Source organism: Spiroplasma helicoides (assembly GCF_001715535.1).
Lineage (GTDB): Bacteria > Bacillota_I > Bacilli_A > Mycoplasmatales > Mycoplasmataceae > Spiroplasma_A > Spiroplasma_A helicoides.
The window spans coordinates 457,161-483,507 of sequence record NZ_CP017015.1 but is presented as its reverse complement, the minus strand read 5'-3'; the positions used below and the strand labels follow the sequence as shown (position 1 = coordinate 483,507).

Below are 26,347 nucleotides of genomic sequence, written 5' to 3'. Positions count from 1 at the left end.
TTGTTTATTTAAAAAAATGTAATAAAAAAACTTTTAAAAATTAGATATTAAAACCTCTTTTATAAAACCTCTACCATTTTTATTTGAATTAATCATTCTTCTTGCATCAACAAAAATAATGTTATAGTTTTTATAAATATCTAATATAAATTCTGTTGAATGATTTGAAACCAAAAAATAAGCTCCAACATTATTTATATAATCGCAAAAATCTCTTAATTTTTTTTGATCCTCTCTTGTAAATTCTGATGGATTATAGCTGTTAAAAGTAGTTTTATTTAATTTGTCATATGGTGGGTCTAAATAAACAAAATCGCCTTTTTTTATATCATCTCTGAAATTATCAAAACTTTTATTAAATATTTTAACAGTTTTTAAAAAATTAACTACAGATTTTAAATTATCCAAGTCAAATAAATTGATGATTTCAGCTTTTTGATTTCATGGTACATTAAAGTTATTTTTTGAGTTAACTCTATACAAACCATTAAAACAAGTTTTGTTTATCAATAACGTTCTAGCCGCCTTAAAGTATTTACTTTTAGACTCACTCATAGTTTCATATTCATCTCTTAAAATATAATAAAAAACCCTAGGGTTTTTATTATATTCTTTAATAAAAAAATCTAGAAAACCTAAGACTTTTTTATAATCTTTTTTTAAACAATCATAAAAATTGATAAGTTCAGTATTTATATCGTTAATTATTGTGTCTTTGTGCATTAAATCAAAAGCTAATGCTCCTCCACCAATAAATAATTCAAAATAGTTATTAAAATTTTCTGGTAATCTTTTTTTAATTTCTTCTAATAACTGCTTTTTTCCACCTGCTCATTTTAAAATTGGTTTTGCCATAAATGCACCCCTAATCTAATAAAAATTCTAAACTATTATTTTCAAATTCTTCTAAATTAAATAAATAATTTATTTTAAAATATGCATCTCTAATTTGATTTTTTGCTGTATTTCATCCTGCTCCATCAGTAATTCAAACAAACTCGATATTATCATATTTACTGATAATTTCATTTAATAATATATAAGATTTTGCAGTTTCATTCAACTTACTACCACCATTTGAGAAGAAATTTACTTCAGTTAAGTAATATTTATTATTAAATTCAAACATAAAATCAAACCTTTTAGGTGCATTTTTACCAGAAAATGCTTGTTGAATTTCATTGAAGTTAAAATTTGGGATTTTTTCTTCTAATTTTTTAACATCAATTTGTTTATGAAATTTTACTTTTTTTGCTTTTAAAATATCTTCGCATCGTTTTTCCATTAAAGTACCAGATCTATTTTTCCTTGCATTAGTGTCCATCCCAACTTCAATTCCAGTTAAATAATCTGTTACATTTGTTATTTTTTTAAATTCTAACAACTTAAAAAACTCTATTTCTTGAATAGCTTTAAATAAATCTTCATTACTCATATTTTCACTAAAAACATATTCCTTAGATTTTGTATAGACTTTTTTATTCCTTAACGCAATTAAACTAGGTATTATTACTTTAAGTTCTGGTTTTTCTATAAATAAGTTATAAAAATCTAGCTGAGTTTTTCCTATATAGTTATTTAAAATACTTAACTCATCTTTAACTTTATCCACATTGATAGCTATTTTTTCAAAGTCAACATAATCTTTGAGTTCAAATGAAGTATTTTTTAATGCTTTCATAAACTTTTCAAAATTCTTTTCATATTTATTCATATATTCATTATATATTAGTACTTGTTAAATTCAAATACACAAACAACTATTATAAAACTTACTTTATTAATAAATTTAAAAAATTCTTAATTAACTTATCTACTTTTATTAATTGATACGAAATGTTACTTAATAAATAAAATAAATATATAAGAGAAGCTTCAATATCTTTATCTTTAGTAATTTTAATACCACTTAATATTTTTAGTAAGTTTTTGTCATTTAAACCAACCATTGTGGTTCCTGTAGAATATACTTTTTTTAGTTCATAAAATTTATCACTTAAAAAAAATGAATAAATTGAGTATTTAAAATCATCATTTATATTTATTCCTCACATCCCATTAGACACTATAAATGTACTTTTTACATGTTCGCTATATAAAAACTTTTTTTCACCCAAAAGTTTAGATATATAAAGCGTTTTATTTAAAAAGTTAAGTCTAGCTCTTGATGGAAGCGGATTCATATTATAATGTATTTTTTTTATCTTATTGTTAAAATCACCTATGTCTGCAGTTTGTATATAATTGCCTTCTTTATAACTAATTTCCTTTTGCTTATTGATAGTCACTTTTCCCCCTTTTTCATCAACTATAAATAAACCAATATTAGAAATAATAGAGATAACTTTTTTATTTATTTCAAAAATCTTATTTCTTAAATTTTCTAAAGGTTCAATAATGTCAATTAATGCATTTATATCACTTTGACAATTATTCAAATTATCAATTCTAACTGTTTCAGGATATTTTAAAAATATTTTTTCATTTTGTTCAATAATGTCAATTATTTTTTGTTGTTCAATTAAATTTGGTATTTCCAATTCTAAGTCTTTAATATCTTTGTAATATACATGTGGTTGAGCACTACCTTTTTTTTGCTTCTTGATATAATCTTTATTCTTAATTAATATAAAATTTAAGTATTTTAACTTTATTTTTTCAGTTATGGGTAATAAGCTGAAACAATCAGCTGCAAAATACTTTTCATTTATAATTGTTATATGTCCAGCATTTGCTCCTGATGACGAGATAGAAGGTATTAATTCATCTCTATTATATTTATTTATATAACCTTTTATATTTACACCAGCAGAAACAATTGGATATAAACCTTGTGCTTTAAACTTAGAAAATCCTTTGTCTGATTCTCCTCTTTTATATATAACCAAATCTTCTAGTTTATAAATAGCCATTATTGAACAAAAAAATACCTTATAAAAGGTATTTAAAAATATTCATTATATATTTTTCAGTTATCTTCTAGAGACAAATTTAAATATCTATAAGTTGTTTCTACTTTTTCGTGCCCCAATTGTGTCATCACCATTTTAGGGCTAGCACCATTCAATAAAAGGTGTGTTGCCATTGATCTTCTAATTGAGTGAGGTGTAAATTTTTCGCCTAAAATCTCTTTTACTCATAATCTTAGGGTTTTAGTTGTATATATAAATTCTTTAATAGACTTTGTGGTTTCATAATTATGAAATATTTCTCTAACTTTATTTCCTTTACCTAATATTTTCAAAGTTTTAGATTTTATCTCTATTATATTGAACAACTCATTTGCTCTAATACCAGTCTCAAATAGAAACTTTACTAAGTTTTTTTTATATTTACAAGTTTCTGAATCACCTTTTTTTAACTTAGTCTTTTTTAATAAGTATTTTTTTGTAAAAACATTCATGTATACTACCGGTATTTTTGGTAGTTTTATTTGTTTCAATATGTCTATTCTTTTATCTGATGCTCATTTCATGTAACTGCAAATAACATTAAAATGAGTATGAATAGTATTTGCGTTTTTATATCTATTTAATATTTTATTTTTAATTTTTACAATATTTTTAAAATCATTTTTATATAAACTTAAAATGTTAATATATGTGACAATAGTATTGTTAGAATAGTTATTTTTTTCTAAAAATAACTTAAAGCTTTTTATTTTCATTTTTAATTCCCTTTATTAATAATAAATACTATAGTATTATAAATAAATAGGAGATGTTCAATAATGGCTATTTATAAACTTAAAGATGTATGCACTTACATGGAAGGTTATGTTAATCCACCTATAAATGAAAAAAAATATTTTGGTGGTAACATAATATCTTGAATGAAAGTTGCAGATTTTAATCATTGTGGGTATGTAAAAACAACAACTATGTCACTTAGCGAAGAAGGTTACAAATTAATAAAAAATAAAAAGCAAATATTTAAAAAAGGATCTATTGTTTGATCTAAATCAGGTTCTGTTGGTTTGACATCTATATTAGATATAGATGTCACTGCAAACAGAGGAGTTTTAAATATAATTCCGAAAGAAAAAATTCTCTTAAAATATTTATTTTATTTTTTATGCATAAATAAATCAATTTTTGAAAAGCAATCTACTGGAGCGGTTTTAAAACATTTTTACGGACCGAATTTATTGAACACAACCATTGATTTACCAGAAAAAAAACTACAACAAAAAATAATTGACATTATTGAACCTTTTGAAGTTCTGTGTTCATCAATTTTAAAGCAAAAGAATTGTTTATTAAATATCATAAAAAATCAAAAAACAAGTGAAAAAACAGTTTTTTTAAAAGATATAGTAACAGAAAAAAAAGATAAGCCTTTAAATATTGGACAAGTTTCAGCAAAAGTTTTACATAAAAGAGATACATTTATATATAATTTAGAAAAACCAAACACTTACAAAACTAATAGTTTTTATGCAGAAAGAGGTAGTTTACTTTTTTGTTCAATAAGAACTTACTTAAATAAATTTGCAATATTACCTTATGAAGCGGATGTTAATGGTACTCTTTATTCATTTAAGGTTGTTAGTAACCATACATCTATAATTTGTAATTTATTAGATGATAAATTTTGAGAGCTTTGTCAACAATTTTCTAAAGGAACTAAGATGCCGGTCATGGCAAAACAAGATTTGTTAAATAAAATACCTTTAAAATTAGTAATTAGAGAAATTACAAATATATGAGAGTATCTTATAATTTTAAATAAACTAATTATTAAGGCTATTAAAATAAAGGATAAATTGATGAAATTGATAATAAAATAAAAGTATTTAATCTTCTTCAAAATCAAATGCTTTTTTTATTGAATCTTTTATTTTAGGTGTTATTTCCTCAAGTTCATCCATCAAAGAGAATAGCTCTTTCGATAAACTTTGAATATCTTCTTTTATTTGTTTTTTATCAATACTTTTTTCTTTTGTTCCTACATATCTTCCTGGAACAAAAGAATAATCATTTTCTGATAGTTCTTGACTTGATATTGTTTTAGCTAAACCCAACTCTTCAACATCTTCTCCATTTAAATGCATATTGTAAAAATCTGCTACATTTTTTATTTCTTCAATGGTTAATTCTCTTAGCTTTTTAGAAATCATGTTTCCTTCAAAATTTTGAGCTGAAACCATTAAAATATTATCATTTTTTTTGTTATTATTGAAAACTCATATGCAAGCTGGAATGCCTGTAGTATAAAATAATTTATCTGGTAACTCTATTATTGCATCAACTTTATTTTGTTTTACAAATTCTTCTCTTATTAATTTTTCATTTCCTGTAGTCGATGACAAAGAACCATTCGCTAAAACTGTTGCTGCACGTCCGTTAGTATTAAGTTTTGAAATTATATGTGACAATCATGCGTAATTTGCATTATTTGCAGGTGGAATTCCTCATTTAAATCTAGGGTCTTCAAGTAATTTGTCTTGGCCTCATTTTTTCATATTAAATGGTGGATTTGCCATTATGAAGTCAAAGAGTTTATTTTTATGCTGATCGTCAGTAAATGTATCTGCAGACCTTTGTCCTAAAACACCATTTTGTTCTGTATCTAGTAAGGGAAATCCATTTAAAACTAGATTTAATTTCGCTAACTTTCATGTAACATTATTAAATTCTTGACCATAAACTGTTATATCTTCTAATTTACCACCATGTGATTCAATATATTTTTTAGATTGAACCAATATTCCTCCAGAACCACAAGCTGGATCATAAATAGTACCCTTTGTCGGAGAAATTAAATTAACCATAAGTTGAACTATTGATGTTGGAGTATAAAATTCCCCTCCACTTTGTCCTCTATCTCTAAAAAACTTACCTAGAAAGTATTCATAAATTCTACCAATGATATCTTCATCATCATCAGAAAAATCTTCATCAGAAAAAATTTTTATAACTTCTCCTAATCTTACTTGATCTACTCCTTCTTTATTGTAATTTTTATTAAATATTCCTTGAAGCATTGAATTACTTTCTTCTAATCTTAGAAAAGCATTATCTAAAACTTCTCCTATTTTACTGTCATTTGCATAACTCATTATATAATTTCAATTTGATTCATTTGGAACTATAAAAGCATTATATTGATAGTAAAATTCATCTGGTTTTATTAAGTCCAAACTTAATCCATCTTTTATCAAGTTTTTTAAACCAACTTTATTTCTATCAGAAATATATTTTAAAGATAATATTCCTAGTATTGTATGCATATACTCTTCAGCTGACATGTTTCCTCTTAAAGTATCTGCTGCATTTCATAGTTTAGTTTCTATATCTTGTATATTTTTGGCCATTTTTTAATCATCCTTTCTAAAGTAGCTTTCATTTATTTTGATCTCGTTTTTTATTCTATCTATTAAAATACCTGATAATCCACCAAGTTTTTCAGGTGGATAACCATACTTTGTTTTTAAAATTTTTTTCAATTCAATTAAAACCTTAGTTTGCACTTTTGGATTATTGCTAAATTGATCTGTAAAATTTTCTTTAACAGAATCCATCAAATCTATTGCTATTTGTCTTAATACTTCTGAGTTTTTGTTGTAATGTAAATATTCATCATTTGAAATAACTTCAAAAAATGCTTGTAATTGTGGATCTTGAAAATCAAGTTCTTTATTATTTTCATACATTATTTCTCTAGCTAATTCCTTTAATAATTCAATAACTTTTTGAATATCATCAATTTTTTCTATTTTTTCAATTATCTCTTTTAACTTTTCTGAAGCCATTTTAGCAAAAAATGGTCTAATTCTTTCAATTTGTTGTATTTGTGCTTCTATTGAATGTTTTAACAATTCTAAAGCTACTCTTGGTGCTGTTTTAATAAGAGACTCTGCCTCTGTTGCTAAAATGTTTGCGACTTCATTTATATCTTTAGAAAGCTTTGATTCTAGAATTTCAACATCAGTAACTCTTGTATCAATTGCTTTTTCAATAGCTTTTTTTAATGCTTCAATAGTTAAAGCTAAATTTATGTCTCTTTGAATGCTTGTTGAGGTTAAAAGTGAATTTACTATTTCGATACATTTTGCAATAGTTGATTCGTTTTCACTGATTGAAGAATAAGCTATTTTGAATAATCTTTTTGATTTTCTTGCCAACTTTACAAACTTGTTTTTTTCTTCTACAGGTAACTCAAGTATGCTATTAAGTGATTTCATTATAAAATTATATCTTTCTTGAGAATTTAATTCATTAAATTTTAATAAATCTTTTATATAGTGATCGTTTACTATCATAAATAGTTCATTTAACTTTTCTAAAGCTTTTTGGACATCTTCTATATTTATGTCTAATGATTCACCAGAACCTGATGCATACTGAATTAAAGCATCAGCTAAAAATTTTCAAATTCCAATATAATCAACTATCAAACCGGTTTCTTTAACTTTTTTAGTTTTAGGGTCTTCGAAAGTTCTATTTACCCTTGCTATTGCTTGCATTAGATTATGTCATTTTAATATCTTGTCAAGATACATTACATCTAAATCAGGAACATCAAAACCTGTTAACCACATATCAACAACAATAGCTACCTTGTATTTTGAGTTTGGTTTTCTAAATTCAGAAGCTACTTGATTTACGTCTCTTTTTTTAACAATTGCATCTATCATTTCAGGGTTAGTATCTTTATTTGATTCAGTTATTACAAGTATTACTTTATCTTTATATTCAGGAAAGTTTTTTAAAATACTTGAATAATATCTAAAAGCCCCTTTTCTACTGTTTGCAACTATCATAGCTTTACCATTTAGCAAACCTTCTCTTGACTTAAGATGATTTAGCATATCAATTGATTTAGCTTCAATTACTTGTTCATCATCTAAAACCTGAGAAATATTTACAGATTTTAATAAAGTATCTATTTTTTGCTGTGAATTTATATCATTTGGATCTAAAGTATTTATATACTCATTTTGAATTTTATCCATTTCAGCAAGATATTTATCATTTAATAAAATCTTTGGCTTTCTCATTTCATAATGAATTGGTACAGTTGCACCATCTGCAACAGCATCATTCATAGAATAAACGTGTGTATAATCCCCAAAAACAGCTCTAGTGTCTTTGTCGTATTTCATTAATGGAGTTCCTGTAAATCCGGTAATTTTTGCGTTAGGAAATGCATCCCTCATATATCTTGCATAACCAAACTTTATTATAAATTCTTTTAACTCTTTTGATATTTTCTTTTCACCATCTAGATTATTTTGTGTTCTATGTGCTTCATCTACTAAAATAAATATATCATCTCTTTCAGATAAAACACCTGTTTCTTCTGTGAACTTCTGAACAGTCATAAAATAAATTCCAAAATGTTTTTTTCCATCTAATTTTTCAATCAAATCTTTTCTTGAATTAATAGATACAGCTGTTGTTCTCAGATAGTTTTGTGCATTTAAAAACCTTTTAAACAACTGCTCATCTAAAGTATTTCTGTCTGTTACCAATAGTATTGTTGATTGTTTAAATGTTTTCATTATTGTTTTAGATAAAAATACCATAGTTACTGATTTTCCAGAACCTTGAGTATGTCAAACAACACCACCTCTATTGTCATTAGTATTTTGTAACCTAATAATAGTATTTTCAACTGCCTGAATTTGATGTGGTCCTGCTAAATATTTAATAGCAGCATTTTCATCAGAGTAAAATGTATACACATTAATAATTTTGTATATCATTTCTTTATTAAATAAAAATTTTATAGGATTAGAGTTGTTGTCTATATCTCATTTATTTCAACCGTAAAAGTGTTTAAGACTTGCTGTAGTAGATCCATACTTGGTAATTAATCTATTACTTACAAAATTTAAAACATTAAACATCCATAAAGTCTTATTATGAATTTTTAATGATTCATTTTGATTGAAAGCTTCTTCAATTCCTTCTAATGCAAGTGGACTTTTTAACTCCATTATAACTATTGGTAAACCATTAATGAATAAAGTTATGTCAGGTATCCTATTATTTGCCCCATTAGAAACTTTAAACTGTCTAACATAATTATATGTATTTTCATCTATTTTATCTGAGATTAATTTTACAGTTAAGTATCTATTTTCTTGATCATCATAAACCTGAATTCCTTCTGTCAAATGCTTATGAGCTGTTTTATTCATCTCTAATAAAGAATCGAGATTCTTTCGTATTTCCATTATTGCTAAGTTTGCAATTTTTTCACTAACTTGATTAAGTTCTATCAGCTTTTTTTGCAATAAATTGTAATTTATTGCTTCTTGATTGTCCCTTCTTTTAAAGTCAATTTCATTTATGACTTTTCAACCCAATTGTTCTAATTCATTTTGAATTTCATTTTCAAACTTTTCTTCTTTTATTAAAAAATTATTATCCATGATTATATTATACTCTATGTTTTTATATAAACTTATTTTTGATAAATTATTTAATTATATAAAAAATATAATTTTTTTTATAAAATAATCATATTCAAGATTTTTGAAAAGACTGTCTTTATAAAATCTTTTAATATTATTAAAAGTATTCTTTATCAAATTAATGTTATTTTGATCTTCTTTAAAAAATAAAATTATTAATTTATAATTATCTCTAATCAAATTAGCTATAAATTTATTTACTTGATAGTCCGAGTTAGAAAAAGAGTAACCAAATATATATAAAGTTTTATTTATGCAATCTTTATTTGTGTATTTTAGTTCGTCTGTAATTTTTTTTAAAACATTTTTTGGGTAGTTTTGTATAAATAAATAAGGGTTTCTATTTTTACTTAAAAAAATTAATTTTTCTTCTTTTACCAACTCATTACCTAAAATATTTAACTGAAATGCCTTTTTAGTGTTTATATTAACATTAAGTGGACTTTTTCGGTATTCTATCTGATTTATATATTTTTTTCTAACTATATCTGTGCTTAAGGAGTTGAAATCAACCAAAATATCAAAAGACTGTCAATCGCCCAATATTGAGTAATTTAGTATTTCTGTATTTTTTCTAGGAGAAAGTATATTTAAATTATAATTTCAAAAAAACAGTCCCGTTGTTATATAGTGCAATAAAAAAAGTTTTGAGTTCAGCACTAAATCATTATCTTCAAATAACTTTATAAAATTTGTATAGTTTAAAGATAAAATAATATCTTCTTTTTGTGTTAAATTTAGAAATCTTGTTATCTTATTTATTCCTTCATTTTTTGAATGATTATTTAACAAATTAGTTTCACTTATATAGTATTGTGATGTTAAATATGAAAAAACTAGATATCCTTTTTTTAATCTAATAAAATATAACTCTTTTGATTTATTATATTTTATTTTAAAATAAGATTTAAAATCTTTAAAACTACACGCTAATATTTCTTTAAAAATGGTATATATATTACTTTCTAAATTATTTCAGGCATTATTATCAAGTTTAAGTTTAGAACATATTTTTTCATAATCATTCAAAAAACTTTTTAAACAACTAGCTTGTTGTAAATTTAGCTCATATTTAAAATCTCTTTCTTTAATTCATGAAACATAATCCTTAATACTTGTATTTAAACCTAGCGCTAAATCAAAACCATTTCCAATTAAGAATATATTAATAATAAAACCTCTTTTCTTTTACTGTTTTATTCCATTTTAAACAAATTATTTCTAGTTAGTTAAAAATTTGTAAATGATACATAAGTTTTTTATTCTGTATGTATAATAATTATTTTATAAGTTTATTTATAAAAAATCTTTAAATTACAAAAATTTCATGATTAATAATTTAGTTAAACAAAAAATAAATCTTTAAACTTTTTAAATTAATTTTTAAAGAAATTAATTTGTTTAAAAATTTATATTTTTATTAATCATTATCAGTATTTTTATAATCTAAATTACCTACAATAATTTCTAAAGCTTTATTATAGTCTTGTGAGTCCATGTCAAGTGTTATAAGTGGTGTTCTTTTATCTTTAATTTCTTCTATTTTTAAAACAGCATCATTGTCTTTCAAATTATTTAATAGTTCAAGGTGTTTTCTTGAATCCATTTTATATTTACCTATGATTGTAACTGGTCTTTTATTATTTATATTATTTATTAATGACAAGTTTTCTTCTCTCAATTTTAAAATTTCTTTATATAAAATAGATATTTTTTCTGAATCACTCATATTAGAATTTACTATACTATCATATATATCGCTCATATTTTTTTTATTATTTTGCATCAATAAAAACCTCCTATTTTAAAAAAACTTTTCGTAATTGCATTTAATTGTTAATTTATTCAGAATTTCTTGTTCTAAATGGAGCGCTGTTATCTGGATTAATTATTGCTTTATTTGAATAGGCTTTATCAATCAAAGACTTTAAGTTTTGTGAACTTGATTTATCTCATTCTATAACAACAGCATAACCATTTTTAACATTATCGTATATTCTTTCTCCAGAATTTTGCTGGGTAATATTAGTTCCAAAGCTCCTTACAAATTCAGGTAACAAAATAATTACAAGTCCACTTCTAGGGTTTTTACCAGTGTCTCTCAAAGAAGAACCTATTTCTCTATCAACATGTTTTCTTTTTTTTGTATTTAAACCTAATAGCACTATTGTTACAGATGTATCTCTAAGATATTCATCTCTTATTATTTGATAAATTCTTTCAGCAGGTAAATATTCATCTATATCTCCTGTATCAACAGAACCATCAATAAAAACTTTGTTTTGTTCACTTCATTTTACTAGACCATCTTTGTAAATTTGATCATCTTTATGATAATAAGATACAAAAACTTTTCTCATATAAAATACCTCCTATTCTTCAATCTCTATTTTTTCTATTGACTCATTTATTTTTTCATCAATTTCTTTTTCTTCCTTTGACTCATTATAAAATTCTTCATAATTAATCAATTTGATTATATCATCATTTGTTATTGTGGATAGAGAACAAATTGCTAAAAACCTAAGGTATTTTTTTTTCTATAAGTTCTTTTCTAAAATCTTTCATTTTATTTCAAAACTCATTTTTGTCATTTACACTAATTTGATTATCATTTATTTTATTACTATCAGTAGGAGAAACTTTTGGAAAACTTCTTGTTCAGGTTAAAATTGGTCTTATTTTTGTATTCAAAATCTTAAGAATAACATCAGATACTAAGTTATATCCATCCATATCTAGTAGTAGTTTTTTTGAAGATTGAAACACTTTGTATATACTATCTACAGCTTCTGAAATAAGACCTTCTGATTTATTCGCTAAAACTGAGGTTGTTAGTAATACAAAAAAGTCTCAAGCTGAGTTCTTTATTTTATTTTTGCTTCTATGTATTTCTACATTTATAAACTTGTAAACTAACTTTTCATTGTATGCTCCTATAAATAAATCCTTAAAATATTCTTTCATACCTTTAATAAACTGTTTTTTTTCTTCTTCATTACTAAACTTTTGTTCCTTTAACAAAATCTTTTTTAAATTTATTTTTTTGCGGTTGCCGCTAATAAACTTAATAAATGTTTAGAAATAAAAAATAAGCTTATTACTAGGAAAACTATAAATAATATAAACTCTGGACTTTTACAATTCATTATTTTCACCCTAAATCCTTTAGATAAATTCCTTTTTTATTTATGTTTATTATACATTTAATTAAATAAAGCAGAACAACGAAATTTAAGTAGATCTCTTATTGTATTTGAAAATCGTCTACTCAGCTTAATTTTTCCTGAATAATCTTATTTATATTTTTTTATATATTTATATGCTCGTATTTTTTAATTTATAAATAATTGTATATTTTTTACTATAAAATTAATTTTTAAAAAATACAAAATGAAAATCCTTAATTTTAAAATTAAGGATTTTCATTTTTCAGTTTTAATATAAATAAAAACTTATACTCTAGTTTTACTATTAAATAACCAATATGATAAGAATTTTATAAATTCTCTTATGCTACTTGATTTTCATAAAAATTGATCATTTGTAAATTATCAATATTTATTGATTTTAAGTTTATTGTTTCTTCAATACTTATTTCTTTTTGACTATTTTCTTCATAATTACTGTAATTTTTTGCCAAATGGTCAAAAATTATTTCACTAGTTACTTTTGGGTTCAATAAGAAATTTAAGACATATTGAGCTGATGAAAAAACATTCCCCATTATATTTGGCTTATCATTAGAAGGAATAAGTCCAAATTCTTTTATTAGTTCTTCTTCCACTTTTCTACACTTGCTTTCTTCTTTTTTACTTGGAGTGTAAAAATTTTTATATAATTTATTTCAATTTATTTCATTTTTGTTTATTAGTTTTGCAGTCTCAAACAATAAGACTAATACACCTATATAATCATCATTTTCACTTGAAAATATTTTTGTTATAATATTTTCTTTTTCCTTTAAAAAACTTATAAAATTGCTTTTATACTGTTTTAATAAAATTATTCCTAATTTTTCAACAAAATCTTTATTTTCAGCCAGTTTTTCTGCTTTTTTTCTCAATTCTATAGAAACCAAATTATCACTATAAAAATCGTATTTTTTTCTCATAACGCACCACTTTTTTCATGTTTTTTTGTAATTATTGATATTTATATTTAAATTTTATCACTTTTAGCTATTTTTTTGTCTCTTTTTTCATAACTTATTTTTAGCGAAGTTATTTTGACTCTTTTTAACTTCCCTTAATTTTTGTTGAAATATGTTATATTTTTCTTCAAAATACTCTTCATTAGTATTATCGATTGTATTGGCAGTATTTTGTACAGTTTTTTGATATTCAGAAGCTACAATATTGACTATACCAATCAAATTGTGATTTAAACTTTCTAATATATTTTTTATATCCTTTTTATATTCTTCATCCCTTTTTTTAGCGCTTTTTCTAAATATTACTCCAAAAAAAGCAATACAAACTGCCTGAATAAAGCTAATAACTCCAAAAAAAATCGCAATAATATCACTGTTGGATAAATATTCTGAAAAAAGCATTTTTCCCCCTTATTAGTAAATACTATAATTAATGAGATATATACTCATTTATTTTAACATATATAAGTTTGCATAATTACTCTCAAAATTTGGTTATTGATATTTACTTATTATGTCATTATTAAGGGCTTTAACACTCTATATTTTGCCTAAATATTCAATAAAAAAGAGAGCAAGACAATGTCTTTATTTAAGAAAGAAAAAAGGAAGCTAAGTAGACCAGTTGTATATACAACTGGTTTTTATATTAGAAAGGAAAATATGCCTAGAAAGTATAGTGAAGATTTAAAAAAGAATGCCTTAAAAAGGTATTGGTCAGGAGAAAATTTAGATAAAATCGCTTTAGAAATGAATATTAAGGCTGGTTCTCAATTAATAAGAATTTGAGATAAAAAAAGTAAACTTACTCATTATGATAGTAGAATTAAAACATGCAAAGAAGTTGAAATAATGAGTAAAAAATTAAAAAAAGAATTTGTATCTAAGGATTTAAAAACAAAAGAAAAAGAAAATAAAGTTTTAAAAGAAAAAATTAGACTTTTAGAAAAACAATTAAAGTTCGAAAAAGAAGAAAAGATATTAGCAATGGCAAGTAAAGAAATTTTGGAAAAGTCCATACCTTCTTGCACAGCAACTATAATGTTGAACATGTTGAAGATGAGCAAGAAGGACAAGATAATGATAATGGCAACAAAAGCTTATAAACATTATGCATGCTGTCAAATATATTATTTTATTGCTAAGCATGGTATGGGGACTAATAGATTAATTAGTTATTTTAAAATTCATAAAAATACATTTTCTAAGTTTAAACTAAAAAATAATTTAGAGAACCCAATAATTATATTTAAAAATGGTCTATATTTTAATGATTTACCAAATTTTAATAGTCCTAAATATACAATAGCCAAAAAACTAATAATAGACTATAATCTAAAAAATAATAGTTTAGCAAGCGGCGCAAATTTAATAAGTAAGTGAATTTATGTAAATAAAGGCGTAAAAGTATCTGAAAAAATGATTAGAAAAATTAGAGTAGATCATCCATGAATATTAAATAATCCAAGTAGAAAGAAACGTAGTGTTAAGAAATCAGAATCAAAAAAACATAATATCTATGTTAGAGAAGACTTGGTGGAAATGAATTATAGTCGACCAAATATAATTGGTATGGATGGAACAAACTTTAAGATATTTTTAAATAATGGAAAAAACAGAAGTAAAATTAATTGTTTAATATCATATGATTGAGAAAAAAGAACTATAGTTAGTTATAGTTTTGATAAAAGTGAAAATTCAAATAGTGCATTATCTGTTTTTAAAGAAACAAATAACTATGCCATTGAAAAAGCAAATCAAAAGATAATACAATCTGATAGAGGTTCTGCCTTTGCTAATGAGCTTATTTTTAACTATGTAAATGAAAATGATTTTATAGTTCATTCTATGTCTAAAAAAGGCTTTAAACATAATGCACCAACCGAAAGTCTAAATGGATGAATTAAACAAAAATTTTATAAAACTTTTGGTAATAAATTTGAAAATAAGGAAAATTTTTATTATTATTTTAAGAAGTTCTCAAATATTTACAATAATTTACAACAAATAAAATATAATTTTAATATATAAAAGACCATTTATTATATTTGCAAATGGTCTACTTAACTTCCGTTATTCTGAAGCAAAATTTTATAAAAAGTACTTATTTTATAAATAAGTTTATATTAAAGTAGATGAATATTTAGTTTAAAAGCAATCTAGTATTTTAACTAGTTTTATTGAATTTGCCTATTTTGTCTTAACTTATAATTTGATAATAAGGTTGTTTTTTTTATATCATCTATAAAGTTAGGTATTTACAAATACTTTACTTTTCAATACCCAAAAAGTCAAATAAAACATCATTAATACTATCGAAATCATAGCTATTATTTTGATATTCTATTTTAATATTATTTGTACTATTTAAATTTGAGTATCTTTCAAAAATAAATGAACTTGATCTTAAATAACTTAAAAATACTTTTACTCTTTTAAAATCATTACCATCAGTATCCTTTAATTTTTTATTAAAAACTTTAACAAATCTATTAAATACAAAAAAGCTTTTGTTAGAATCTCTTAAATCAATCATTTTAATTTCATTAAATCTTTATTAAATTTAGTTATTAATTTATGGTTATTAAGAATATCTATTAAATCATTTTGTTTAACAAATTTATAGTTTTTGAATAATCTTTTTTTAACTCAAAAAACCATAATAAATTTAAGATTAAAAAACCAATATATCCAATTGTATTTCCAATAATATAGATTATAAAAAAGTCAAAGTCATTAAAATCAACAAAATAAAAAGATCCACAATAAATAAAAGTCAATAAAATAAAGCTTGTTAAAAATGGTCTATAAACAACTCACTGGTCTTTTTTTACCAATATTGGAATATTGTATTATTTAATTTGCTTAGAAAAAGTTTTTTTAACTAAGTTAAACTTTAAATAGATTAATAATCTATATCCAGGATTTGAAAATATTAAACAAAATTCATATACAATAATTTCACCTAATAAAATTGCATAAATAAGATCCACATTATCTTTCCTTTCATGTTAACTAAAGATTGTTTAGATAAACTTTATCTAATAACATTTTTTTATAACTTATGTTAATTATTAATCTTTATCACTTTTTTCTCTTTTAAAAATTATCTATTTATAAAATATCAACTCAAATAAAAAGATTAAAGTATCAATAATAAAGTAGTTAAATGTATAAAATATGTTTATTAAATTAAAAAGTATTTTATATTTAACTAAAATAAACTAAGTAGATTTATTAAAAAATGCTTTACTTAGTTTATAGATATATTAGTTTAAGTATATGGAATTTATTCGTTATATTAATTATTAGCGCCTCTTAAAACTCTAATACTACCCATAGTAGATATAATATTATCAACTTGTACTAAAACTTTATCACCATTTTTAGTGTCAATCATAATATCGTATTTTAAAGAATATTCAACTCCATTATCACGATCATCTTTTACTTCCATAGTAGAAATAGCTATATTTGATTGTGAAGTTAAGTCAACAGTATTATAATCAATTACTCCATTTCTGATTTTGAAAGTATCAATATCATCTATACTTCTTTCAAAAACCATTTTCAAATTTTTTATTCTTTTATCAATATCAATAACATAATCTTTTTGCATTAAGAGTTTCATATGATTTTCATAACCCACAAATGGATTAATATTATTAACATAAACTGTCAAAGTTGCATATCCATCATCTGCAATTCCATCAGCACTTATTACTAGAGGCAAATGTGTAGTATTTCAATAGCCTTCTAAAAACTGCTTGTTAAACTCATTATTATCAAATATTCAATATCCTCTTACAATGATCATATCGTTTATAACTTCTTGTTCCAAATCATATTTAAATTTCATATCTGTATTTATTATATTTTCTGGTAATTTACTTTTTTCAGCTAATTTAATAGTTACATTTTTCACAAGATCAGCTCTTAAAATTTGAAACTCAAATCTACCACCTAGTTCTACATTATTTACAAAATTATTAAGCAAGAAAAGTTTATTATTTAGTCTATTAGCATATATTGTAATGTTAATCATACATGAATCTAAATTTTTTGCATCTATAAATAGTGATAAATGAGCATCTTTTCTAGAAATATTTTCTTTAAAATTTAAATGAATAGTTCCATCTTTACTTTTATCAACTTCATAGCCTTCTAGTAAATATTCATAATCACCTGTTCAGCGCATTTTTAAACCTTCAAGTTTTTCAAAATTTTTAATTTTAAAATCTTGAATACCTGGTTTTGTTACACCTATATATTTTTTATCAACTTGGATAGCTTCATTATAACCTTTTATAAATTTGAAATTTTGAACTATAAGATCATTTGATTTATCAACTTGATATCCATTATTCATTTGTTTTACAGCATTAATTTTAAATTGAATTTCTCAAAATGAAGGTGTTTCTTCTAAAACATTAAGACTAATGAAATAACCTTCTTGTTTTGCATATTGTTCATCAAATATCACATAATCATATCCATAATAACTTTTATATGTATTTTCTTTTATCTCCTCTAAACTTCGAAATCCAAAATTTTCTGTTCACACATCATTTTTAAAAATAGATAGTAATTCATTTTCATATAGATATTCCATAACTCCTGGACCATGCTTGCATGAAGCCACTAACATACTACTTGAACTTATCAAAGCAATTGATGCTAATGTACTTTTTAATTTTTTCATTTGTTTTCTCCTTTTTATTTATTTTGTGTGTTGGCTAATAAATATACATCAAGTATTACTGGTCTTTCACAATTTGATGCTCTAATTTTAAAATCAAAATATAAATCTTCTTTTGTATCATTTTTATTAAAATCAAAATTGATTGTTCCTAAGTTTTTTTTATCAAAATTAGCATCTTTTAAATAACTTTTGTTATCAGTAATAGTTTTTGAACTAGTATCTAATTGTACATTATATAAATCTGCAAAATTAGTAACTTTTACCTGTATAGATCCAGGGCCTTTTAATTCAAAAAAATAATTATCTAAATAAATACGCTCAACATTAGTTTTGGGTAAACTAAAATTTCTAGCAACATTACTATCTTCATCAATTTTGTAATAACCATCTTTATCATTTATATCTTCAATATTTAACTTAACTTCTCATGTAAGACTTGTTTCTGATAAAAATTCCAAATTTAAATAATAACCATTTCTTACTGGTTGAATATCTTTGTCAAAAAGAATATAAAAATTATATTTATAAGCATCAATATATGTATCTGTAATTTCTTTTTTATTTGCATATTTATATTGTGTGCTTAACAAAGAATTTTCAAATACTTCAAATACTTCATCTTTTGACATTAATGTAATTGAAGGATAATATTTATTAGATTTACAACTAACAGCATAACTGCTTATTGATGTTCCTAAAAACACTACCCCCATTAAACTTACTATTTTTTTCATCACTTTCTTACTCCTTAACTTTTCATAAATTTTTTTATATTTTTTTACACTTCAAAATATAAGAAAGTTATTGTAAAACTCTCTAAATTACTATTTTCTTGTTTATAAGCAAAAACAACTTTTTTTGTTTCTCTAAATCTATCACGAATAATAAAATATTGTACAAAATAGTCTGGATCTTTATTGTTTACATAAAATCCTAAAGTATGAGCAAAAATAGATTCTTCAACTTCATTTTCAAAATTTTTAATATTATAGGTTTTTCTAAAAAAATCATAATTAATTTTAAAATCAACTTTTGAACTATTTGTATATATATTTATATTTTTTTGCTCTTTATCAAGTTCATATTTCAAATAACTATTTGGTGTATTATTTACGACCTCTATTTTAGCTTCTTTATCAAAAATACTAATAGTTTTTTGACTTCATTTGTCTACTAAAAAATCAATAGAAGCACCTTTTACATTCAATATCTCTTTTTTACCATCGTTATTATATTCAAAGTCAAAATCTATTAAGAAATAGTTGACTTTCTTAGCATTATTTAATGGTGGTCTTTTTGCTTGAACCACAATTTCATTTAAGCCGATATATGATTTTTTATCCTTATCAACAAGACTTCCATTCAAAAACATAGCATTATCATAATAAAAGTCATCTTCAATAGATATTAAAGTTAAGTTTTTAATATTTTTACTCATTTTTAAAACTCTTGGATTTTCAACATCTATTGATATATTAGAGTTTTTATCTTCATTTTCAAAAATATTTATTTTGTTTATTTTTAATAAAAAACTTTGTTCATAGACATCATCTGCTTTAATGTTGATTGTAAATTCATGGGTTTTAGAAATCCCATTATAATCTTTAAATAAAGCTAAACCTTCTACATCTCCTGTTAAATTATTGATTGAAAAGTTTTTGGCAAAAGTGAATCTATTGTTTAGTTCTTCTATTTTTATATTTTTTAAGATTTTATAATTAAGGATTTTAAAGGTAAATTTATCTGCTCATTTTGTTTCAACCACTTTTTTATTTAAAACAACTATTTCACTTGAATAGTAATTGTTTTTAATTTTTATAGTTGTGTTTTTTGATGTATTATCAGAACTTACTAGAAACTCGATAAATTGATAATCAATATCATATAAAGGGTAAAGCTCAATGATAAAGTTATTTTTATTGTTTTTATTATATTCAAAATTTTTGTAGTTAAATTCTTCAGAGCTTGCTTTAACTTTAAAATTTTTATAATTTATAATATTTTTTATTGTAAAGTAAGCAAAACCATTGTTTGAAGAAGTTTCAGATTCTGTTTGAAGAAATTCAATATTATCAACTAACTCAAGTTGTCTTTTTATATCAATATCAAAGCTGTAATAATCATCATGATTAAAAACAATATCATTTTTTATATATTTTGTACCTATTAATTTAAAATTATATTTAAAATACTGCTCATTTCTAGATACTTCTTTATATTCAAATAAATAACTATCTTTTTCTTTTATAATACTTTTATCATCAAAATAGACATAACTATAGCTAGATAAAATTGATTTTAAATATTTTAAAACTTCTGTTTGATCTTTAAATTTTTGTTTACTATTAAAAAAACTATCTTTAATCATATCAGCGATAGTATCTGGAGAATCATTTATTTGGTCATATATCATTGAATGTTGATCACATGAAATTGAAAAAATTGGAGCACCTAGCACCAAACTTAATAAAAAAACTCTACTTATTTTTCTATTCATAAATACCTCAGTCAAAAAATATGTTTATAATTTTAAATACAATTAATATATTCAACAAATACTTAATAAATTTTATAACCAAGAATATTATGCTTTTTTATCACTTTTAAATTCAAAAATACTCACTATAAAAAATAATTAACATCACTCATTATTAACATATATAATGATTATAACTTAATAAAGGTGATTTATGTCAAAATAATCAAAAACGAGATTTTTAAATAATAAGTAAATTTAAATCTATAAAGTCCATTTTGTTATTAATAAAATTAGCAATTGAGTTATTATTTATAGTTTCTTTTACTTGTTATGTAATTTGAGAATAAATGTATAAAAACTTTAACTAAAACTAAAATAATCATTTTTATAATCGATTGTATATTCTCCAACAAGAAATTTTGAACCTTCAATCGCTTTAACAGTTACACTATTTAATTTAACAAAAATTGGGTATTTTTCATTAGGCTCATAATTAAATATTAATTGATAACCTACATCTATTTTTACAGCGCCACTATAATATCTATATACAAAATCTGAAACATAATTTTTAAAGTCATTTTGTATAAAAAAAAATATGAGGTTCAGGAGTTTTATGTGGAAATCATAAAGTATCTGTAGATAAATTCAACGCTTTTGTATAAAAGGCTTGTTTTATTTCCCCTTCCATATATTGTGGTGCTTTTTTTAAACTGACTTTAATTTTTAAGCATATTTTCCTTTCTAATATAAAAAACCAGTTGTATATACAACTGGTCTACTTAGCTTATTTTTTTCTTAATAGATTTTTTACAACTTATATTAATTATTAATAATTTTAAATCTTTAATTATTTATTCATCAATTGACTTAGATGCAAAAATAACTCCGGTTGATTTTAAAATTAAATTAATATAATTGTCTGCAGGTGCTCGATTTTTATTTTAGAAAAAAGCAATATTTTTATATTAATAGCAAAATTAACTTCTATAATTGATGCTTATGTAAAATATTGTAAAATTAGGTGATTGAACGCTAAATTTTACATTTTTTTTATCCTTGAATTGTTGTAAATCATAACTAAAGTTTATATTTGTATATTCTGAGATCACACTCGGTTTATCATATGACAAATCATTTTGTAAGTTATCTTCATTATTTGTTTTAAATCTAATTCAACTATTTGAATATCTAATAAAGTTTGTATTGGTTTTTAAAGTTATATTTTCTTTATTTGTATTTATTTGCAATGTCTTTACATAGCCTTTATTTACTCACTTTCAACTCAGCTTATCATCTAGATTTGAACTTACATCAAATCAATTTTGATCCACAGTTCGCTTAGGATCAAATTTAAAACTTTCAATGACAAAAGTTGCTTTTAAAGTTATTTTTTTTGTAAATTTTCCGTTATTTTTGAAATCAAATGTATAGTCTCCTGTTAGGTCAAAAGTATAATTACTTTCATCAGAATTATAAATTCAGCCTTCAACATTAACTGCTTTTTCATTAGTATAGTCAATAGAATTTTCGGTTGCAACTCCATTTTTAAAAATTATATTATTTTTATTAATACTTTTTTCAGAGCTTAGTTTTAAATTTTTGATTGATTTATCTAACTGTATGTTACTTTCTTCTCCAACTTTTAGATAATTTGTATTATCTATGTTTTTATTATCAAAAACCTTAATTTGGTTTATTCTTATTAAAACCCTTGTTGCTTTTTTTATACCATCAGCACTTATTGATAAAATAACATCTGTTCTTGGTGAATAAAAATCATTAAGTGTTTCATTAGAAAATCATGCATAAGCAGATACTATACCAGTGTTTTGTTCTACTGACAAACCGCCTAAAAAATTGTATTTTTTATCTAATATTTCTATTTTTACATTTTTATAAAAGTTATAATTATTTATTTGAAAGCTAAATTGTTTTGCTCAGTTTGTATTGATGTATTTATCACTAACACTTAAAAAATCCTTATCTAATGGTTTTATATGCACTCTAATAGTGGTTCTTTCTAAATTTTCAGATCATAATATCAAATCAGATCACGCCTTATCTTCTGCATTAGCAAAACTTTTAAACTTCAAACACAGTATTCCTTTTTCTTTATTTTCTCAATAAAATCCATCATAAGCATCTTTTGTTGCATCATTTACTCACTCCGTAAATAAATTGCTAAACATATTGCTATTAGAAATAAAAAGTTTTACTGTTTCATCTCCTTGAACATATATGTCTTCTTTATCAACTAAAATTTTGTCTTGCTGATAAATTTTGTATTCTATAGCGTCTGAAATTACTTGTCCATTTGGATCAACTTTAAACTGTCCTTGAATTTTATTTATTTCTGAAATTGTTATTTTTACTTTAATATAACTTTTGTTTGTTGAAACATCTTCTAGATTACAATAAAATCCCTTATGGTCGAATACATCATAGTACTTTAAAAAAATTTCATTGTTTCAATGCATAAATGCACCTTCAGCAGAAGAAACAATAGATTCAAAACTCGTTCTGCTTAATGAGGTTGGAACACCTTTCAAAAAAATAGACATTACATCATTTACGGTTAAACTAGTTTTATTTTGTCAATCAGAACATGAAACTATTAAAAAACTGGTTTGAGCTGATAAGGAAAAGGAACTTAAAATTATTAGTAGTTTTTTCATATGCTCTCCTTTTAATTATTTTGTTGTGTATTTTTTGCATTAATGTTCACTTTTATTTCACCAATATAGTCTGTATTATTAGCAGTTACTAAAATTGTGAAAGTCATTGATTTAGTAAAGTCGTTTTTAGCTTTATCTTTAAAAAGAATTTTGTTAGTTATTTTATCAAATGAATAAGTATAATTTTCTTCCAATTCTTCTTCTGGTTTTTCTGGTTTTAAAGTTATATTATCAAATTCATAATAATTTGATATTTGTATTTCAAATTCTTTGTTTCATAGAACATCTATTTCTTTATTCTTAATATCAAAAACTTTAGTGCCTTTTTGCCTCAAAATAACTCTTATAAATGCAAGATCATATTTTTCTTCACTAGACACATAAAACAAATAACATTTATCTTGATTATATGTATTTATTTTAAATTTTACTGTAAAAACACTAGGGTCATCTTTATCTTGTTCATAACCATCATATAATTTATATTCAAATTCATCTAGTGCTTTAAATTTTATTTCCTTTAGTTCTTTGTAATTTAAAATTTTAAATTTAAAACTTGATTCATCGTTAATTTCAAAATTATAATTATCTAAAAATATTTTTTCTTTAAATCCAAGTTCTTTTTGAAAAGTATATTCTTTTTGGCTTGATACATTTTCCTCAATTTTATATTTATTTTTTGCAAAAACTATTCTTTTAATTTCTATGTTGAATTTTGCCTGTCATTGGTTTGAAGAAATAGTGTTTATTTTTAAATAAAAACCTTCTTTTTGTGGTAAATAATTTGAATCAAAAATAACGCTTGTTTCATCTTTAAATGAACTGTATATTATATAATATATTCAATATGCATCACTACTATCCTTTCCATACTTTCCGTGAATTTCATCAATCTTATCTCATATTTTTGCTTCGGTTATATTTGCTTCATTTTTTTGTTCATTTTTATCAGAGCCTTGTTCACAAGCAACCAAATACATACTTGTATTTATTGTTAAACTCGATATTGCCATTAGGCTTAATATTTTTTTCATACTCAATTACCTTACTCATTCTTTATTTTCATTATATCATAGGATAACAACACTTATAATTAATAAAAATTAAATCATTTCCAGTTCAGTATCAACTTATTCATTATCTTGCAAAAGCAGTAACATTACCTTCTATAAAATTACATATAATTTAAACTCTTTATTTTATTTCTCCATTCTTAAAAAACAACTCAATCACATAAGCTAACAACTTCTTATAAAATGTGAGAATAAATTCTTATTGTAGAACCTAACTTTTTGATTTCTTTTATAATTTTTTGAAGTAATTATTGTAAAACTAGTTCTAATAAAGAATTAGGTTCATCAAGTATTTGCTATTCTTGTTTATTTACACATCACAATTTATTGCTACTTTTTGTTTATTTCCTTTTGCTAAATCTTTAATTTTTTTATTAACATCAAGTTCAAGCAACCTAATTAGATAATTTAAAAATAATTCATCACAATTTATTTTTAAAATTTTGTACATTTTAATATATTTTTTACCTTAATGTTTTCACAAAACTTAGTTTCTCCAACTATAAATCCAACTTTTTACATAAACTTATATGATTCTTTTGGTGCATCAATTTTATTTACAAAAGCATCCCCACTATTTATTTTTAAAAACCCTTTATTTGACTTATTAAAGTTGTTTTACCCGATCTATCAGATCCTAATATCAGAAGCGTTTTTCTCTTACTTTTTTGTAAACTTATATTTTTATTTGCATAATATTCATAAAAAATTTTGTTTAAATTATTAATCTTTATCATTTTTTCATTCTTTAAAATTAGCTATTTATAAAATATTAAATCAAATAAAAAGATTAAACTATCAATAATAAAGTATTTAACTAAAAAAAACTAAGTAAATTTTTTAGAAAATGCTTTACTTAGTTTACTTATCTTTTTAAAAAAAATAGTATAAATGTATAAAAACTCTAACTTAACCTAAAATAATCATTTTTATAATCGATTGTATATTCTCCAACAAGAAATTTTGAACCTTCAATCGCTTTAACAGTTACATTATTTAATTTAACAAAAGTTGGGTATTTTTCATTAGGCTTATAATTAAATATTAATTGATAATCTACATCTATTTTTACAGCACCACTATAATATCTATATACAAAATCTGAAACATAATTTTTAAGGTCATTTTGTGTATAAAAAATATGAGATTCAGGAGTTTTATGTGGAAATCATAAATTATCTGTAGATAAATTCAACGCTTTTGTATAAAAGGTTTGTTTTATTTCCCCTTCCATATATTGTGGTGCTTTTTTTAAACTAACTTTAATTTCACTATTTTTAACAACAACACCTTCATAAAAACTTTGTTTATCAATTTCAACATTAAGATCATTTTTAAAAGTAAAATAAAATGTTGATCTTGAAAGTGATTTATCATCTTTTTGTATAGCATAAATTGCTTGATCTCGATAATGATTTAAATCAAATCCACAATCAAAATCATATCTTTTAGCTTGGCTATCAAATTTATGATAACTTGCTTTTAACAATTGACTATTTCCTTTTACATTAATATTGGGATTGATAATTTCAACTTGAAAACCTATATTTGCTTTAATATCATCATATTCATTGACTAAAGTTTTGTAATTATCTATTTTTCAGTCTTTTCCATATTGCAGTAATAATGAAGTGTTGTCATAAATAATTGATTTAATTGAGCTTTCTACTGTAAATCAACTATCTCCAGCTGTTAATTTTAAAGAACTAAAATCCATATCTAGTAAATCATATACTTTTTGATCTTCTTCTTTATTGCTAGAATCACAACTCACAACACTAGATGAAGCAGCTGTAATTAATGAAAATGCTGATAGTATTGATAAAATCTTTTTCATA

At 23.0% G+C, this 26,347-nt stretch carries 22 protein-coding genes; 2 read left to right on the top strand and 20 right to left on the bottom strand.

Annotated features, from left to right (window positions below):
- Positions 1-33: 33 nt before the first annotated feature.
- From SHELI_RS02265 to SHELI_RS02250, 4 genes are read right to left on the bottom strand one after another with little or no spacing between them, the layout of a single operon-like run.
- The gene (locus SHELI_RS02265) at positions 34-855 is read right to left on the bottom strand and encodes a DNA adenine methylase (RefSeq protein ID WP_069116286.1); all 822 of its coding nucleotides are present in this window, start codon (positions 853-855) and stop codon (positions 34-36) included.
- A 10-nt stretch (positions 856-865) separates the two neighbouring features.
- Entirely contained in the window at positions 866-1,714 is an 849-nt protein-coding gene (locus SHELI_RS02260) for a DpnII family type II restriction endonuclease (protein ID WP_069116284.1), read from the bottom strand.
- Between the two features lie 58 nt (positions 1,715-1,772).
- On the bottom strand, positions 1,773-2,912 hold the full coding sequence (locus SHELI_RS02255) for a restriction endonuclease subunit S (RefSeq protein ID WP_069116282.1): 1,140 nt from the start codon (positions 2,910-2,912) through the stop codon (positions 1,773-1,775).
- Between the two features lie 32 nt (positions 2,913-2,944).
- Positions 2,945-3,667 carry a tyrosine-type recombinase/integrase gene (locus SHELI_RS02250; protein ID WP_084449234.1) on the bottom strand — a complete coding sequence of 241 codons (723 nt, stop codon included), beginning with the start codon at positions 3,665-3,667 and terminating at the stop codon, positions 2,945-2,947.
- A gap of 63 nt (positions 3,668-3,730) precedes the next feature.
- Here SHELI_RS02250 and SHELI_RS02245 point away from each other — a divergent pair, with 63 nt between their 5' ends.
- The gene (locus tag SHELI_RS02245; protein WP_069116280.1) at positions 3,731-4,789 is read left to right on the top strand and encodes a restriction endonuclease subunit S; all 1,059 of its coding nucleotides are present in this window, start codon (positions 3,731-3,733) and stop codon (positions 4,787-4,789) included.
- A 6-nt stretch (positions 4,790-4,795) separates the two neighbouring features.
- Here SHELI_RS02245 and SHELI_RS02240 read toward each other — a convergent pair whose 3' ends face one another.
- The 8 genes from SHELI_RS02240 to SHELI_RS02205 all read right to left on the bottom strand — a co-directional run bounded on the left by SHELI_RS02240 (position 4,796) and on the right by SHELI_RS02205 (position 13,979).
- A complete protein-coding gene (locus tag SHELI_RS02240; protein ID WP_069116278.1) occupies positions 4,796-6,316 on the bottom strand; it encodes a type I restriction-modification system subunit M in 1,521 nt (506 codons plus the stop codon).
- 3 nt (positions 6,317-6,319) lie between these two features.
- Complete coding sequence (locus tag SHELI_RS02235) at positions 6,320-9,382, bottom strand: type I restriction endonuclease subunit R (protein ID WP_069116276.1); 3,063 nt, start codon at positions 9,380-9,382, stop codon at positions 6,320-6,322.
- A 54-nt stretch (positions 9,383-9,436) separates the two neighbouring features.
- Positions 9,437-10,453, bottom strand: coding sequence for a hypothetical protein (locus SHELI_RS02230; protein ID WP_069116274.1), 1,017 nt, complete (start codon positions 10,451-10,453; stop codon positions 9,437-9,439).
- A gap of 391 nt (positions 10,454-10,844) precedes the next feature.
- Entirely contained in the window at positions 10,845-11,210 is a 366-nt protein-coding gene (locus SHELI_RS02225) for a hypothetical protein (protein WP_069116272.1), read from the bottom strand.
- 55 nt (positions 11,211-11,265) lie between these two features.
- Positions 11,266-11,784 (bottom strand): TIR domain-containing protein, encoded by a 519-nt coding sequence (locus SHELI_RS02220; RefSeq protein ID WP_069116270.1) that lies wholly within the window; start codon positions 11,782-11,784, stop codon positions 11,266-11,268.
- 163 nt (positions 11,785-11,947) lie between these two features.
- Positions 11,948-12,448 (bottom strand): hypothetical protein, encoded by a 501-nt coding sequence (locus SHELI_RS02215; protein ID WP_069116268.1) that lies wholly within the window; start codon positions 12,446-12,448, stop codon positions 11,948-11,950.
- Positions 12,449-12,935: 487 nt separating this feature from the next.
- Complete coding sequence (locus SHELI_RS02210; RefSeq protein WP_069116266.1) at positions 12,936-13,538, bottom strand: hypothetical protein; 603 nt, start codon at positions 13,536-13,538, stop codon at positions 12,936-12,938.
- A 63-nt stretch (positions 13,539-13,601) separates the two neighbouring features.
- The gene (locus SHELI_RS02205; protein WP_069116265.1) at positions 13,602-13,979 is read right to left on the bottom strand and encodes a hypothetical protein; all 378 of its coding nucleotides are present in this window, start codon (positions 13,977-13,979) and stop codon (positions 13,602-13,604) included.
- 180 nt (positions 13,980-14,159) lie between these two features.
- On the opposite strand from SHELI_RS02205, the gene SHELI_RS02200 reads away from it, so the two are divergent.
- Positions 14,160-15,608, top strand: coding sequence for a hypothetical protein (locus tag SHELI_RS02200; protein ID WP_069116263.1), 1,449 nt, complete (start codon positions 14,160-14,162; stop codon positions 15,606-15,608).
- A 238-nt stretch (positions 15,609-15,846) separates the two neighbouring features.
- On the opposite strand, the gene SHELI_RS02195 is transcribed toward SHELI_RS02200, so the two are convergent.
- From SHELI_RS02195 to SHELI_RS02160, 8 genes are all read right to left on the bottom strand, one after another.
- Positions 15,847-16,113 carry a hypothetical protein gene (locus SHELI_RS02195; RefSeq protein ID WP_069116261.1) on the bottom strand — a complete coding sequence of 89 codons (267 nt, stop codon included), beginning with the start codon at positions 16,111-16,113 and terminating at the stop codon, positions 15,847-15,849.
- A 765-nt stretch (positions 16,114-16,878) separates the two neighbouring features.
- Positions 16,879-18,279 (bottom strand): hypothetical protein, encoded by a 1,401-nt coding sequence (locus SHELI_RS02185; protein ID WP_069116257.1) that lies wholly within the window; start codon positions 18,277-18,279, stop codon positions 16,879-16,881.
- A gap of 14 nt (positions 18,280-18,293) precedes the next feature.
- Positions 18,294-19,013 (bottom strand): hypothetical protein, encoded by a 720-nt coding sequence (locus SHELI_RS02180; protein WP_069116255.1) that lies wholly within the window; start codon positions 19,011-19,013, stop codon positions 18,294-18,296.
- Between the two features lie 44 nt (positions 19,014-19,057).
- Positions 19,058-20,776, bottom strand: coding sequence for a hypothetical protein (locus SHELI_RS02175; protein ID WP_069116253.1), 1,719 nt, complete (start codon positions 20,774-20,776; stop codon positions 19,058-19,060).
- Between the two features lie 962 nt (positions 20,777-21,738).
- Entirely contained in the window at positions 21,739-23,436 is a 1,698-nt protein-coding gene (locus SHELI_RS02170) for a lipoprotein (RefSeq protein WP_069116251.1), read from the bottom strand.
- 11 nt (positions 23,437-23,447) lie between these two features.
- Positions 23,448-24,470, bottom strand: coding sequence for a hypothetical protein (locus SHELI_RS02165; RefSeq protein ID WP_069116249.1), 1,023 nt, complete (start codon positions 24,468-24,470; stop codon positions 23,448-23,450).
- A gap of 349 nt (positions 24,471-24,819) precedes the next feature.
- Positions 24,820-24,960: a hypothetical protein gene (locus SHELI_RS06010; RefSeq protein ID WP_157087570.1), complete on the bottom strand. Its 141-nt coding sequence runs from the start codon at positions 24,958-24,960 to the stop codon at positions 24,820-24,822.
- A gap of 453 nt (positions 24,961-25,413) precedes the next feature.
- The gene (locus SHELI_RS02160) at positions 25,414-26,346 is read right to left on the bottom strand and encodes a lipoprotein (protein ID WP_069116247.1); all 933 of its coding nucleotides are present in this window, start codon (positions 26,344-26,346) and stop codon (positions 25,414-25,416) included.
- Position 26,347 lies beyond the last annotated feature (1 nt).